Annotated in this window: 18 protein-coding genes; 12 read left to right on the top strand and 6 right to left on the bottom strand. The window is 37.0% G+C overall.

All coding sequences use genetic code 11. The features are described from left to right. Positions 1-31 precede the first annotated feature (31 nt). Positions 32-370, top strand: a complete 339-nt coding sequence (locus tag D0T08_RS22310) for a transmembrane 220 family protein (RefSeq protein WP_116984970.1) — start codon at positions 32-34, stop codon at positions 368-370. Between the two features lie 117 nt (positions 371-487). Here D0T08_RS22310 and kdsB read toward each other — a convergent pair whose 3' ends face one another. Continuing rightward, positions 488-1,222, bottom strand: coding sequence for a 3-deoxy-manno-octulosonate cytidylyltransferase (kdsB, locus tag D0T08_RS22305; RefSeq protein ID WP_116984969.1), 735 nt, complete (start codon positions 1,220-1,222; stop codon positions 488-490). Positions 1,223-1,328: 106 nt separating this feature from the next. On the opposite strand from kdsB, the gene D0T08_RS22300 reads away from it, so the two are divergent. From D0T08_RS22300 to D0T08_RS22285, 4 genes are all read left to right on the top strand, one after another. After that, positions 1,329-2,420, top strand: a complete 1,092-nt coding sequence (locus tag D0T08_RS22300; protein ID WP_116984968.1) for a LysM peptidoglycan-binding domain-containing protein — start codon at positions 1,329-1,331, stop codon at positions 2,418-2,420. Between the two features lie 31 nt (positions 2,421-2,451). Continuing rightward, positions 2,452-2,646 carry a hypothetical protein gene (locus tag D0T08_RS22295; protein ID WP_147322831.1) on the top strand — a complete coding sequence of 65 codons (195 nt, stop codon included), beginning with the start codon at positions 2,452-2,454 and terminating at the stop codon, positions 2,644-2,646. A 55-nt stretch (positions 2,647-2,701) separates the two neighbouring features. Next, positions 2,702-3,472 (top strand): TIGR02757 family protein, encoded by a 771-nt coding sequence (locus D0T08_RS22290; RefSeq protein ID WP_116984966.1) that lies wholly within the window; start codon positions 2,702-2,704, stop codon positions 3,470-3,472. 74 nt (positions 3,473-3,546) lie between these two features. Further along, positions 3,547-4,731, top strand: a complete 1,185-nt coding sequence (locus D0T08_RS22285) for an acyltransferase family protein (RefSeq protein WP_229239026.1) — start codon at positions 3,547-3,549, stop codon at positions 4,729-4,731. Between the two features lie 112 nt (positions 4,732-4,843). Here the strand turns inward: D0T08_RS22285 and D0T08_RS22280 are convergent, their stop codons facing one another. After that, the gene (locus D0T08_RS22280) at positions 4,844-5,905 is read right to left on the bottom strand and encodes a zinc dependent phospholipase C family protein (RefSeq protein ID WP_199538205.1); all 1,062 of its coding nucleotides are present in this window, start codon (positions 5,903-5,905) and stop codon (positions 4,844-4,846) included. Between the two features lie 121 nt (positions 5,906-6,026). Here D0T08_RS22280 and D0T08_RS22275 point away from each other — a divergent pair, with 121 nt between their 5' ends. From D0T08_RS22275 to D0T08_RS22250, 7 genes are all read left to right on the top strand, one after another. Next, positions 6,027-6,239, top strand: coding sequence for a hypothetical protein (locus D0T08_RS22275; protein ID WP_147322830.1), 213 nt, complete (start codon positions 6,027-6,029; stop codon positions 6,237-6,239). Between the two features lie 20 nt (positions 6,240-6,259). Beyond that, positions 6,260-6,397: a hypothetical protein gene (locus D0T08_RS27650; protein ID WP_158561331.1), complete on the top strand. Its 138-nt coding sequence runs from the start codon at positions 6,260-6,262 to the stop codon at positions 6,395-6,397. A 349-nt stretch (positions 6,398-6,746) separates the two neighbouring features. Next, on the top strand, positions 6,747-7,157 hold the full coding sequence (locus tag D0T08_RS22270; RefSeq protein WP_116984964.1) for a Dabb family protein: 411 nt from the start codon (positions 6,747-6,749) through the stop codon (positions 7,155-7,157). Positions 7,158-7,369: 212 nt separating this feature from the next. Next, a complete protein-coding gene (gene rpsT / locus D0T08_RS22265) occupies positions 7,370-7,624 on the top strand; it encodes a 30S ribosomal protein S20 (protein WP_116984963.1) in 255 nt (84 codons plus the stop codon). 98 nt (positions 7,625-7,722) lie between these two features. Beyond that, the gene (radC, locus tag D0T08_RS22260; RefSeq protein WP_116984962.1) at positions 7,723-8,403 is read left to right on the top strand and encodes a RadC family protein; all 681 of its coding nucleotides are present in this window, start codon (positions 7,723-7,725) and stop codon (positions 8,401-8,403) included. 75 nt (positions 8,404-8,478) lie between these two features. Then, a complete protein-coding gene (locus tag D0T08_RS22255; RefSeq protein WP_116984961.1) occupies positions 8,479-10,098 on the top strand; it encodes an ABC-F family ATP-binding cassette domain-containing protein in 1,620 nt (539 codons plus the stop codon). Between the two features lie 107 nt (positions 10,099-10,205). Continuing rightward, positions 10,206-10,490: a rhodanese-like domain-containing protein gene (locus D0T08_RS22250; RefSeq protein WP_158561330.1), complete on the top strand. Its 285-nt coding sequence runs from the start codon at positions 10,206-10,208 to the stop codon at positions 10,488-10,490. A 275-nt stretch (positions 10,491-10,765) separates the two neighbouring features. On the opposite strand, the gene D0T08_RS22245 is transcribed toward D0T08_RS22250, so the two are convergent. The 4 genes from D0T08_RS22245 to D0T08_RS22230 form a co-directional block, all read right to left on the bottom strand. Next, on the bottom strand, positions 10,766-11,308 hold the full coding sequence (locus tag D0T08_RS22245; RefSeq protein WP_116984959.1) for a hypothetical protein: 543 nt from the start codon (positions 11,306-11,308) through the stop codon (positions 10,766-10,768). A gap of 44 nt (positions 11,309-11,352) precedes the next feature. Continuing rightward, positions 11,353-11,640, bottom strand: a complete 288-nt coding sequence (locus D0T08_RS22240; RefSeq protein ID WP_116984958.1) for a transcriptional regulator — start codon at positions 11,638-11,640, stop codon at positions 11,353-11,355. After that, positions 11,633-12,238 carry a hypothetical protein gene (locus D0T08_RS22235; protein ID WP_147322829.1) on the bottom strand — a complete coding sequence of 202 codons (606 nt, stop codon included), beginning with the start codon at positions 12,236-12,238 and terminating at the stop codon, positions 11,633-11,635. Before D0T08_RS22235 ends, D0T08_RS22240 begins: the two co-directional genes overlap by 8 nt. 70 nt (positions 12,239-12,308) lie before the next feature. Further along, positions 12,309-13,475, bottom strand: a complete 1,167-nt coding sequence (locus tag D0T08_RS22230) for an NRAMP family divalent metal transporter (RefSeq protein WP_116984956.1) — start codon at positions 13,473-13,475, stop codon at positions 12,309-12,311. Positions 13,476-13,566: the final 91 nt, after the last annotated feature.

Genomic DNA, 13,566 nt, shown 5'->3' with positions numbered 1-13,566 from the left:
TGCCAATCCTAACGATAAAATGTTTCTACCAATGGTCAAAAAAATTACTTTATGGCTTTTTATGGCCTTTTTTGTCTATGCTGCTTTAGTTCAGTATAATGACCCAGACCCTTATGTCTGGATTCCAACCTATCTGATTCCTGTTTTTTTATGTTATCATAAGCTACAAGGTAAGGGAGAATCAATTGTTTATTTTGCTATCGGATTATTATATATGATGTGGTCTATCAATCAATTTCCACCTGAATGGGAAGGTATACGATTGAATGAAATGGGAATGAAAACCATCAATATTGAACTCGGAAGAGAGTCACTCGGCTTGGGTGTGTGTGCGATTGCCGTATGGGTTTGTGCTTTGTTGAAGAAGTAATTTAGAGGAGAAAGAAACGCGGAAAATGGAAAAAGTATTTGCAAATAATTCTCATTTCAAATGGAGGGAACCATTTCATCCTTTTTCCATTCTCCAGTCTCCTTTAACCAAATAAGTCTATAGATTTATTTTTTCAAGATCTTCTTTAGTATCAATGCCAAAGCTTTCATAGTTGGTTATAATTGCATAAATTTTATAACCATATCCTAGCCAACGAAGTTGCTCCAATTTTTCAGTATTTTCTAAAGGAGAAGTCGGAATATGCGAAATCTGTTCTAAAACGTCGCTACGGTAGGCATATATACCAATATGTTTATAGAAATCTGCATGTTCTAACCATTCGTCAGGCTCGAAGCCGCGTACATAAGGCACTACCTGGCGGCTGAAATACAAACATTGCTTACGCATGGTTAATACTGCTTTTACCACATTCGGGTCACGCAAAGTGTCATAATCCTTAATTTTCTTAACCGCCGTTGCAATTTCAGTCTTAAAATCTAACAAACCTGAAATCTGGTCAATAGTCTCAGGGTCAATAAAAGGTTCGTCCCCCTGTATATTAATAGCATAGTCATACTTTGTAACACCACCCGCCTTTTCGAGCGCCTCAAAACAACGGTCTGTACCCGTCGGATGACTACTTGACGTCATCACTGCATCACCACCAAATTCTAAAACATGATTCAGAATTCTGGCGTCATCAGTTGCTACCACAACTCTTTGTAAACTCTTAGCTTTTAATGCCTGCTCATACACACGCTGAATCATACTTTTGCCGTTAATATCGACTAAAGGCTTGCCCGGAAAACGACTTGAAGCAAATCTTGCCGGTATAATTCCAAGAATTTTCATAGGTTTCAATGTTTTATTCGGGGCGAATTTACACGAAAAAAAAAATATATGCGTTAATCTCTCGCAGAATCATTAAATTTGCGTTAAATCCAATCGCTTGACTACCATGTTAAGATACTTTTTTACTACGGCTTTTCTCGTGCTTTACCTGACAAAATCATTCAGTAATTCACTCCCAACCCCTCTCGATTCTATTGGTATTGAGAAAAAAAACGGCAGATTGTTTGTTCTACACAAAATAGAACAAGGCGAGACATTGTACTCAATTCTGAAACGTTATAATTCAACCGAAAAAGAATTTTATGCAGCTAATCCTGAATTCAGGAAAGATGCTGTTATAGCCAGCGAACAGGTAATCAGTATTCCTCTTAACACCAAAAGCAAAAGTATTCCCCGTCCAAGAGTAGCAGAAATACAACCTGCCTCGGATACTACCCGACCGAAAGGAATCGTGGATGAAAATGGCATAGAGGTAATTGATATACCAGAGGCAACGCCTAAAGAAGCTTCACCCAAAAAAGAAGACAGCCTGAAAAATGCAGTTGCCGACAATACTACTGATGTAAAAAATACAAAGTTGAAAACTTATAAGGTGGTGGCCGGTGATAAACTTTTTAGTGTAGCTACCAAACACAAAGTAAAAGTATGGCAGTTGAGAGAATGGAATAAGCTTACTACCGATGTATTAAAGATTAATCAGGTACTGGTAGTAGAAAAACCTGCCAATCTGGTGACAATAGCAGCTAAAGAAGAGAAAAAAGAAGTTGCCAAACCAAAACCTGTAGTAAGTCCTGTTGCAGCTGCTACTAAGCCTAAAGCACCCTCTGCAGCTTCTGGCCCTGCCGGAGATGTAGAGAAGACAAAACCCACAAATACGGTTGTAACTAAACCGTTGGCAAACAAACCACAAACTCCTGTGCCAAATGCACCTACAGGTAAAAAGTATAGTGAACAAGGCATTGCCGAAGTAATAGATGCTGGTTCATCGACTAATAAATATCTGGCTTTGCATCGTACAGCTCCTGTGGGTACATTGATTAAAATTGCCAATGAAGCCAACGGGCAAAGCGTTTGGGTAAAAGTAATTGGCAAGTTATCAGGCTCAGGTGATGCTATTATCAAGATTTCACCAAAGGCCTTTGAAAAATTACAGCCCAAAGATAAACGAATTCGTGCATCTTTGAGTTATGCATTATAGAGTCATTAACGAGTACACAAATTACAATTTCATGCATCCGAGTCAGTTAAAAGATAATACGCCAAAACCTGTTACAGCTACTGCAAAGAATAAGATATGGACTATATTCTTTGCTATTATGTATCCCATCATTACGGTTTTTGGCCTTTTATTTACAGGTATTGTAGCTGTATTTTCTGCTATTTCAAGGATTTGTGTGTTTATTTTGAGGCTAATTAAGAAATAAATCATTCTGCTTATTTTGACACTCCAATCCTATTGGAGAAGTTTCGCGTTTGCTTATGTCAGACTATATTTTAGATTTACTGAACGAAAAATACGAGCAGTTTAATCAACCCGGTTTTATTCCTAACGACCCCGTAAGTATTCCCCATCGGTTTACGCTGAAACAAGATATTGAAATTACCGGCTTTATTGCGGCGACTCTAGCTTGGGGACAGCGTAAAACCATTATCAATAAATGCAATGAATTGATACAATTAATGGATGGTGCACCCTATGATTTCATCAAAAATCATCAGGGTGCTGACTTAAAACGTTTTCTTTCATTCAAGCATCGCACTTTTAATACCACAGATACACTCTATTTCATAGAGTTTTTTAAAGATTTCTATAACAGAAATGATTCTCTGGAAGAGGCATTCATCCAGGGATTAATACCTGAATCAACTGATACAAAAATTGCCTTAGAGAATTTTCAGAAAGCTTTTTTTAGTTTGGAAGATTACCCCACTCGCACCAGAAAACATATTGCTACACCTGCCAAAAATTCTTCCTGCAAACGAATCAATATGTTTTTGAGATGGATGGTACGGAAAGATGATAAAGGTGTAGATTTCGGTATCTGGAATAAAATTTCTCCTAGCCAATTGGTTTGTCCATGCGATGTACATGTAGAAAGAGTAGGTCGTAAGTTAGGCCTGATAACTCGCCCGAAAGCCGACTGGCAAACGGCAGTAGAACTTACGCAAAATCTCAAACAGCTAGACCCTATTGACCCCGTAAAATATGATTTTGCTTTGTTTGGCCTAGGAGTAGAGGGATATATGTAAGAATAAATAGTTTTAGTAGGCTGACTTAGTAAAGAAATTTCTATTTTTACTTTCCTTATCTCAACCTCTATTCTATGACCACTAAAACTACCCCTACCCGCCTGGCATCGGCTGATGTCTATCGTGGCTTTGTTATGCTGCTGATGATGGCCGAAGTCTTACGCTTACATAAAGTTTCTGAAGCCTTACCTGATAGCTCTTTCTGGCAATTCTTAGCATATCATCAAGACCATGTCGAGTGGGTTGGTTGTGCCTTGCACGACCTTATTCAACCATCATTTTCATTTCTGGTGGGTGTTGTGCTTCCATACTCTATTGCTAGTCGTTTGGGCAAAGAAAATAATTTCTGGAAGACCTTCCGTCATGCGCTTTGGCGTTCGCTGATTTTGATTCTATTAGGCATATTCTTACGCTCTCAATGGAAAGAACAAACCAATTTCACTTTTGAAGATACGCTTACACAAATAGGTTTGGGTTATCCTTTCTTGTTTCTATTAGGCTTTGCCTCGCACCGCGTTCAGGTAAGTGCTTTGGTAGTTATTCTAATAGGTTACTGGGCAGCATTCGCGCTTTATCCTCTTCCTGGTCCTGACTTTGATTATGTCAATGCAGGAGTTATTAAAGATTGGGAGCATAACTTGACTGGCTTTGCTGCACATTGGAATAAAAACACCAACCTTGCCTGGGCTTTCGACCGTTGGTTTTTAAATCTATTTCCAAGAGAAGAACCTTTCTTGTTTAATGGTGGTGGCTATGCTACATTAAGCTTTATTCCTACTCTGGGAACAATGCTATTGGGGTTAGTTGCGGGTAATTTCTTGAAATCAGACAAAACACCACAGGAGAAAATCAAAATATTTGTGATTTTAGGTGTTTCGGGGTTGGTTTTAGGTTTGCTTTTAAACTGGTCAGGTATTTGTCCGAATGTGAAAAGAATCTGGACGCCTACATGGGTTCTTTTCAGTGGTGGCTGGTGTTTTCTTTTCTTAGCCTTTTTCTATTGGACAGTAGATATCCTGCAAAAAGGTAAGTGGTTCTTTTTTCTGACTGTGATTGGCATGAATTCCATTGCTGCTTATGTAATTGCTGATGGATTTAATTCTTATGTGTCAAAATCTTTGAAAACACATTTGGGACAAAATTATGCCGCTATTTTTGGAGAGCCTTACCAATTCTTAGTTCATGGCTTTTTAATGCTTGCCATCGATTGGCTGATTTTGAAATGGATGTATAATAAGAAGTTGTTTATCAGAATATAGTGTGATTTTACCACGGAGGTTCACAGAGTTTTGTACGGAGTAACACAGAGTATTAAAGTTCAACTCTGCGTTACTCCGAGTTACTAAGTGGTTATAAAAAAAAACACCTAAATTAGTTATCACTTTCTTTTCTTACCTCAAATATTCTTCTCAACCAGTTTGCTTTCTCGGTTTTTTCTTCTTCATCTTCTTCTTTAGTAGGTTCATACTTTTTTAGTGGCAATAAATCAGGTTGGCCTGCATCAACCCAACAGGTAAACCAGAAATCTCCAATCATTTTTACAGATGCGCGCATTTGTCGCTCTACCTGACTTTTAAGCATCTGATGATACTTATTGGTAAATTCTTTTGAATATACTCGGACAGTAAGTCCATTGACTTCTTCAAAACTAAATTTCTTATCTTCTGAGAATTGAGTACTTAATTCTTTTTCAAATGACAACACCGAATCTAAAGCAGCATTAGCATTCATTACGGTTTGCCAGGCTCTTTTTTGAGGATATTCTTCATAAGCGGCCTGGCCAACAAAGAAATTATAGTTTTCGGCAAAAGTTTCAGGTAAACGGCTCTCCCAGAATCCATGTATTCCAACCTGATCACTTAATTGTCCATTATAATTTTTGGTCGTATGCAGTGGTACATGAGCATCAGCAATATAATGCCCTATATCCGCTGAAAGGCTCAATATCCTTTTGACGTCCCTTTTCCTGAACGCTTCAGTCAACTGGTACTTCATAGAATTAATATGCCAGGGCACAATGCCATGTGCATACAGGGAATCTTCCCCTATTTTATCAACCGCATCTTTCCATGTGGATTTAGCCAATTGTTTTCTGATAGAATCGGCGTAATTATCTAAATCAATAAAATGCTTTGGCGCCTCTCCTTTCACTGAATATCGTCTTTCGTCTGCTCTAATGGCATTTTCAGTAATGTACTCAATATTTTTCTTATAAAAGCCGAACATTTCGGCTGGTAGAGTAAATACTGCTAAACGATTTATCTTCTTATGCGCAAAGAATCCCCAGAGTGGACGCTCCCGGAGTGGACTCCCGGAAGAGTTTTCAATTAGTGAAAAGGAGCAAATAATTGGCCAGAGGGAGATTATCAATACCGATCTGGGTAGGTTAAAAATCTTTATTAGTCTTGCAAAAAGTGGTAATATTTGCTTCATTCGCAATAGTTTTAATTATTCCCCTAATATTATATCTATTTCATTAAATGAAAAAATTTCTATTGCTCTTTTGTTTTTTGCTACTCAAATCTATGCCCAGAATACCCTCAAAATTGCTTCCATGGGTCAGTTCAAAACACAAGGAGGTAAAACTATTCAAAATTGCAAATTGGGTTATCGTACTTTCGGACAATTAAACGCTGAGAAAAGCAATGCCATCTTATTTCCAACATGGTTTGGCGGCAAAAGTGAAAATTTGATAGGCAATGCCGGAACAATGGTGGATACAACCAAATTCTACCTGATTTTAGTAGATGCTTTGGGTAATGGGTAATAGTTGCGACACGAGATGCAATGGTGAATCCGCATACGGCTTCGGAATTTGCTAAGGCTTTGAATACCAACTATGTAGAGTTAACAGGCGACTGTGGGCATCTTGCCCCCGGTTGCGAGAGTGATAAAGTTAAAAAAGCAATTGCAACGTTTTTATAAAAGCACAAAATTTTATTTTTTATATTAAGGAATCGTAAAAAGCTGATTTTGTATCCTTAAAATCAGAAAAAATACATTTTTCATATTGAAACTCTCAAATCTGAAACCTTCATATTTGAGAGTTTTTATTTTTTGAACAAAAACCTCTAAAAATTAAACCTATTCTTCCTTTTTTACTATTTGTTCACATTTTCATTAATTTCGAAACTTCCCGCAAAAACAGAATATTATTCTGCAAAAACAGAAAAATATAAAATCAATAAAATATTTTCTTGAAAAAGTGCAATGATTTAAAATAATTTCAGTTATATTTGCAGTGTAATACAAAATATTATTCGGAAAAATCAAAATGAGTCATACACAGAAAAAATCGTTATTAAGATATGTAATGCCAGCAATAGCTCTGGGAGTGTTTGCTTTTTTAATGGTAGCCTATGGTTCAGCCTATACGCCACCAAAAGCGCAGAAACAAAGCATTGTTTGCTACAAGTTCAAAGAAGGAACTTCGGTAGAGGCTATTAAAAAACATTTGGAACAATTTCAGGATTTGAAACGCGAACTTCCTGAAATAGTTAATTATTCTGCTGGTAACACCATTTCAAATGGTTCAAACGCAGAGTATGACGTAATGCACTATCTCACTTTCAGAACTGATAGTGAATTAGCGAAATTCCGTGAGAGTGCCCAATATCAGGCATTTGAAAAATCAAATGAAGCTAATTGGGAAAAAGTATTGGTTATTAATTCAGAGATAAAATAATTTTATTTCTGTTCATCAAAGAATATTCAGAAAAAGCACGCGTTTTGTGTGCTTTTTTTCTTGTTTAGAGATAAAGAGCATTTTAAAGACACAAAATCGGATACTTACTGTTATATTTTTATAGTTCTGTTTTGTAGTTATTAAGAAAATTCTTATTTTTGCACCCTCAATTGGAATTCGAAAGAAAGAACAGACAAATTTTTTAAAATAAAATGGCAAATCATAAGTCGGCATTAAAACGTATCAGAGCGAACGAGGCAAAACGTTTGAGAAATCGTTACCAACACAAAACAACTCGTACTATTGTTAGAAAACTACGTGCTCTTACAGATAAAGTAGCAGCAACAGAGTTGTTTAAATCAGCCGCTTCTATGTTGGATAAATTAGCGCGTAAAAACGTTATCCACAAAAACAAAGCAGCAAACTTGAAATCTGGTTTAGCGAAACACATAGCCGCTTTGGCATAATCGGTGTGTGATACAATATTTTGCTCATGGAAACGCCTCCGTGGGCATTTTTTGTTTAGTATTGTATAAAAATATATTGCTGCAACCTTACTAAACTTATGAACAATATTCTTTCCTGGGCTGAAGAAGATCGTCCTAGAGAAAAACTAATGCTTAAAGGCAGAGCTGCCCTTTCTGATGCCGAATTAATCGCTATTCTGATTGGTTCCGGCACAAGAGAATTATCAGCTGTTGATTTATCAAAGCTCATCCTGCATAGTGTCGGCAATAATCTCAACGAATTAGCCAGGCTAAGTATAAACGACCTGATGAAATTTAAAGGAGTTGGCGACGCCAAGGCTATTTCAATAGCAGCAGCCCTTGAATTAGGCAGAAGAAGGAAAGAGAGTGAGGTAGTAAAAAAAGCAAAAATAACTTCGTCAGGAGATGCTTATCAGGCGATGAGACCATATTTGCTTGATTTATCACATGAGCAATTCTGGGTTTTATTGCTCAACCGTGCTAGTGAGGTAATCAGGCCATTTCAGATAAGTATAGGAGGCGTAGCAGGTACAGTAGCCGACCCTAAGATAATTTTCAAGAGCGCTATTGAGTATCTGGCCTCTGCCATTATTTTAGTACACAATCACCCCTCTGGAAATCTGACACCCAGTCAGGCAGATTTAGACCTGACTAAACGAGTAAAAGAAGCTGGACGTCTATTAGATATTCCAATCCTTGACCATCTGATTTTTGGTGATAACGGGTATTACAGCTTTGCCGATAAAGGTATTCTTTAGAATTTTATGCAAATAGCTGTTGTTCTTTACATATAAATCCAATCATAATCGACATTATAAATTCTTTTGATATAAATGCTAACAGTTTCAAATATTTCGCTTCGTTTCGGAAAACGCACACTTTTCGAAGAGGTTAATTTAAAATTTACTCCAGGCAACGTTTATGGGCTTATAGGCGCTAACGGAGCAGGAAAATCAACTTTTGTAAAAATTCTTTCAGGTGAAATTGAGCCGACTTCTGGTAACGTAAGTATGGATCCGGGCGAAAGGATGTCAGTTTTAAAACAAAACCAGAATGCCTTTGACGATGAAACTGTTTTAAACACAGTTATCAGAGGGAATGAACGTTTATCTGAAATCATTGTAGAAAAAGACGCCATTTATGCCAAACCTGATTTTTCAGAAGAAGATGGCAACCGGGCCGCAGAGTTAGAGGCTGAATTTGCCGAAATGAATGGCTGGGAAGCAGAATCAGATGCCGCTTCATTGTTATCAGGTTTAGGAATCAAAGAAGATTTGCATTACAATATCATGGCAGATATGAACCCTACTGATAAAGTAAAGGTTTTGTTGGCCCAGGCATTGTTTGGTAACCCTGATATTCTGCTTTTAGATGAGCCTACTAACAACTTAGATATTGAGTCTATCTTGTGGTTAGAGAACTTCCTGATGAACTTCAAGAATACCGTTATAGTAGTATCCCATGACCGTCACTTCCTTGACAATGTGTGTACTTATATCGCTGACCTTGATTATAAAAAGATTACCCTTTATGGTGGTAACTATTCGTTCTGGTACGAATCCAGCCAATTAGCGGCACGTCAGAAAGCTGATCAGAACAAAAAAGCTGAAGAGAAAAAGAAAGAGTTGGAGGAGTTCATTCGTCGTTTCTCTGCTAACGTGGCTAAGTCGAAACAAGCTACTGCCCGTCAGAAGATGATTGAGAAATTGAATATTGAACAGATTCAACCTTCTTCACGTAAATATCCTTATATCGGTTTTAAACCTGAGCGTGAGGTTGGAGACCAGATTCTATTGGTTGAGAACCTAAGCTACAAACTAGAAGACGGAACTTACCTATTCAAGAATCTAAGCTTTCAGGTAGGTCGTAACGAAAAAATTGCTTTCCTTAGCAAAGATGGGCTCGCAGTAACGGCTTTGTTTGATATTCTGATGGGAGAAAGAAAAGCAACAGGTGGTTCGTTCAAATGGGGTATTACTATTACCAATAGTTATTTGCCTAATGATAATACAGAGTATTTCACTGATGGCAGTCTTGACCTTGTAGATTGGTTGCGCCAGTATTCAACTGAGAAAGATGAGACCTTTATCAGAGGATTCCTGGGTAGAATGTTGTTCTCGGGTGAGGAAGCCTTGAAAAAATGTACGGTACTATCAGGGGGAGAAAAACAACGTTGTATGTTCTCCAGAATGATGCTTTCAGGAGCCAATGTATTGCTTTTCGACGAGCCTACCAACCACTTAGACCTTGAATCGATTCAGGCACTTAACAAGGGCATGGAAGATTTCCCAAGCAATATTCTCTTTACTTGTCATGACCACCAATTGACTCAGACTGTAGCTACGCGTGTGATAGAATTAACACCAAATGGCTGTTTAGATAAACTGATGGACTTTGATGATTATCTGACTAACGAAAAAGTAAAAGCGCAAAGAGACGCATTATATGCCTGATATTAGTTATTCTCATATATAATAAAATCATATCTTAATCTTGCGATTTCTTTATCTGGGTTAAGATATGATTCCCTTAAATACAAAAGTTCAATAATACTAATCAATTGTCTGACTTCACTGAAATATCACAGCAAGACCTCGAAGCTGCTCTTACCAAACCTAAAACGTTGCTATTAGATGTACGGGAAGTATGGGAATTTGCTGATTTTAATATCGGGGGTATAAATATCCCGCCACATGAGATTACTGAAAGACTTGGAGAGCTAAGTAACTATGATACGATTATTGTTGCTTGCTCGAATGGTACAAGAAGTAGTATTGTGGCACGTCTACTCACAAAAAAGTTACCAAACAAAGAAATATTACACTTAGAGGAAGGGATTTTCTGATAAATATCAATAAGCAATCTTCTGACTACTTATTGATACTTACCTATAACTTTTGGGCTCAAAGTCCATCGTAATTTCTGTCTTTTTTAACTAACCATTTACCAACGGCAAAAGAAATAACTAATAAAACAACAAAAAATAAGATAGCAACCCAAGTAGGATATTGATAACCGAACATATTAGTCTGAGTTTTAAGTTTCAACGCTGCAAAAATACAATAAAAACCTATACGCAGGGGAGATTGATTGTAAAAAAACTGAAAAATTTAAAGTGAGCTATTTAACTTTAGCTAATGACATTTCAAAGAATTGCATCCAGCTTTGACCATCTCTACTAATTTCTCCTTTTTCAACCCATTTATTGTCTATTAATCGAATCGTATACTTAATCTCCCCTGCCTGCGGGTTTTTAAATTTCCATTCAATCGCTCCATCAGCTAAAACGTTAAAATCTGCATCTACATGCCCACCATCTCCTCTGATGGCTCGCATCAGGTACTTGTTATTATACAAATCATAAGAGACAGTAGCATATGCTTGATGAATTACTATACTGGTATCTTCAGCGGCTACTCCCCTGCCTTCAATCTGAACGACTGTATTATTGGCTTTTAAAGAGACATCTTCTGTCTGGATAAAATTGTTCTTTTTAGGGCCAAACTGAATCCACCCAGTGCCTTTCCACTTTCCCACCAAAAAATAGGTTTTATTCATTGCTTCCAGCAATTTTGGGCTTGGTTTCAAAGTAGGTTGTGCCATTGGTGTAAAACCTACACATAATAAAAATAGTAATAACAAATAATCAAGATAATTCTTCATTTTTATAAAGTAGTTTATAATGTAAACTTTATTTGTAAAAAAATTTAGGTATTTCTTAAATAAGCTTGTAAGTCTTTTACATATCTACTGAAAGCCTCTCCACCTTGAGTAGTTATCCTGCAGATAGTAAGAGGATATTTCCCTTTGAATGTTTTTTCGATACTGATATAATTAGCTTGTTGCAATTTTTCTAATTGAACGCTCAGATTTCCTGAGGTTGCATTGGTTTTTTCTTTCAGATACACAAATTCAGCTTGCTCAACCCCGACAAGGATAGACATAATAGCTAAGCGTAATTGTGAATGAATGAGAGGATCTAAATCGTTAAACATTTTTCTGTGCCTTATTAAACAAAATATGCCCTGGTATAATATAGGCAATCACTACAACGGCTGCTGTAACCAATAGCTGCTCTTTCATTTCTACCCTAAAAGCAATGAAGCAACCTATCCAGGCAACTATAGCTCCTATAATCTGCGGCGTAAATTTTAGTATTCCTCCATTAACAAATAATGCAATGCCATATAGCAGCAAAATTAACGGGATAATCTGGAAATTGATGAATTGCATATTCAAAATCAGAATTAAAATGCAAATCATAAAACCTGACCATAGGAATATCAGTACTTTATCAAAGTAGGTAGATATTTTCTGGCTTTTTTTTTGTTTAAGCCCCAAAGCAAGACTTGCTACTGCTCCCACAATCATCAGGCACCATGCCAGATAGGATTGATTGCCATAGCCTGTGCTAAGTAAATAATAGTTCAGAAAACTGGCAATTAAGACTAGATAACCCCACATAAGCGAGTAATAACTATCCAATTTTGTTATTTTCTTTTTGGTTGTCTCAATCATACTTTCGATGATGAGCAGACTTTCATTCCGGGTAATTGGTTTTTCCTCCATTGTAAAATTGATAAATTCTTTCACAATTATAAAGTAGTTTATAAAATAAACCAAATTATTAAATAGAAATTTTCTCACCCTTACTTTTATCTATCTAAATGAAAGCCTTAATTGCCATTCCAAGCATAGCCAACACCACTATCCAGCCGATTATTTGAAGAAAGATTGAATGTTTATAAGCACCCATTAATCTTGTTTTTGTGCTTGCTAGTAAAATAATTGCCAGCCCCACAGGTAAAATAAAGCCGTTAAGCGTACCCACCCAAACTAAAATCCTGACCGGATTACCCACAGAAACAAAAACAACGGTTGAAAAAACAATGAAGCCAATAATAATTTGCTTATGAAATTTTTCGAAGACAGGGTGAAAAGTGCGAAAGAAAGAAACTGAAGTATAGGCAGCTCCAACTACCGAAGTGATAGCCGCACACCAGATGACTATACCAAAAATCTTATAGCCTATATTTCCTGCTGCCTGCTGAAATACAGAAGCCGCCGGATTATCTTTATTTAAACTAAAACCTGCAACAACTACCCCTAAAGATGCTAAAAAGAGCAAATAGCGTACTATGGCCGTTACCAGAATACCAGTGGTAGCACTTTTGTTAATCTGAGGCAGGTTTTCCTGGCCACCTACGCCTGCATCAATTAAGCGATGTACTCCTGCAAAAGTAATATATCCGCCTACTGTCCCTCCAACTAAGGTAATGGTAGCCAAGGCATCAAATTTTTGAGGAATAATGGTGTGATGTATCGCATCAAAAAAAGGGGGTTGAGCTACAAATACTACATACAAAATCAAGATTATCATCACAAAGCCCAGGATTTTGGCAAAATTATCCATCACTTTTCCTGCTTCTTTTGATAGAAATATCCCAACAGCAATAATAGCACTGATTATCGCTCCTATTTTTACATCTATCCCAAAAAGTACCTCAAATCCTAAACCAGCTCCTGCTACATTACCGATATTAAAAGCTAAACCTCCGATTACAATCAAAAAAGCTAATACATAGCCAAGCCCCGGAATTAAATCATTAGCTAAATCCTGTGCTCTTTTATTGCTTACGGCCACTACCCGCCAGATATTCAATTGTGCGGCAATATCTAATAGAATCGATAATACAATAACAAAACCAAAACTTGCGAATAGTTGACCTGTAAAGACTGTAGTTTGTGTAAGAAATCCAGGCCCTATAGCAGAGGTCGCCATAAGAAAAGCGGCACCTGTAATGGCTCCTTTGTAGTTGTTTTTTGTCATGAGAGGATGGTTTAGATTTTATTATCAAATAAAACATAAACCATCCAATAAAAACATGCTCACTTTAATATTTTTAGTGAAGAAAGACACA

Source organism: Emticicia sp. C21, from assembly GCF_003418935.1.
In the GTDB taxonomy this organism is placed as follows: domain Bacteria; phylum Bacteroidota; class Bacteroidia; order Cytophagales; family Spirosomataceae; genus Emticicia.
The sequence above is the reverse complement of the archived record's forward strand: the minus strand, read 5'-3'. Positions and strand labels throughout refer to the sequence as shown.

Coding starts and splice junctions, on each gene's coding strand:
- D0T08_RS22310 (WP_116984970.1), top strand. CDS start 32: ATGGTCAAAAAAATTACTTTATGGCTTTTTATGGCCTTTTTTGTCTAT.
- kdsB (WP_116984969.1), bottom strand. CDS start 1,222: ATGAAAATTCTTGGAATTATACCGGCAAGATTTGCTTCAAGTCGTTTT.
- D0T08_RS22300 (WP_116984968.1), top strand. CDS start 1,329: ATGTTAAGATACTTTTTTACTACGGCTTTTCTCGTGCTTTACCTGACA.
- D0T08_RS22295 (WP_147322831.1), top strand. CDS start 2,452: ATGCATCCGAGTCAGTTAAAAGATAATACGCCAAAACCTGTTACAGCT.
- D0T08_RS22290 (WP_116984966.1), top strand. CDS start 2,702: ATGTCAGACTATATTTTAGATTTACTGAACGAAAAATACGAGCAGTTT.
- D0T08_RS22285 (WP_229239026.1), top strand. CDS start 3,547: ATGACCACTAAAACTACCCCTACCCGCCTGGCATCGGCTGATGTCTAT.
- D0T08_RS22280 (WP_199538205.1), bottom strand. CDS start 5,905: ATGAAGCAAATATTACCACTTTTTGCAAGACTAATAAAGATTTTTAAC.
- D0T08_RS22275 (WP_147322830.1), top strand. CDS start 6,027: ATGGGTCAGTTCAAAACACAAGGAGGTAAAACTATTCAAAATTGCAAA.
- D0T08_RS27650 (WP_158561331.1), top strand. CDS start 6,260: ATGGTGAATCCGCATACGGCTTCGGAATTTGCTAAGGCTTTGAATACC.
- D0T08_RS22270 (WP_116984964.1), top strand. CDS start 6,747: ATGAGTCATACACAGAAAAAATCGTTATTAAGATATGTAATGCCAGCA.
- rpsT (WP_116984963.1), top strand. CDS start 7,370: ATGGCAAATCATAAGTCGGCATTAAAACGTATCAGAGCGAACGAGGCA.
- radC (WP_116984962.1), top strand. CDS start 7,723: ATGAACAATATTCTTTCCTGGGCTGAAGAAGATCGTCCTAGAGAAAAA.
- D0T08_RS22255 (WP_116984961.1), top strand. CDS start 8,479: ATGCTAACAGTTTCAAATATTTCGCTTCGTTTCGGAAAACGCACACTT.
- D0T08_RS22245 (WP_116984959.1), bottom strand. CDS start 11,308: ATGAAGAATTATCTTGATTATTTGTTATTACTATTTTTATTATGTGTA.
- D0T08_RS22240 (WP_116984958.1), bottom strand. CDS start 11,640: ATGTTTAACGATTTAGATCCTCTCATTCATTCACAATTACGCTTAGCT.
- D0T08_RS22230 (WP_116984956.1), bottom strand. CDS start 13,475: ATGACAAAAAACAACTACAAAGGAGCCATTACAGGTGCCGCTTTTCTT.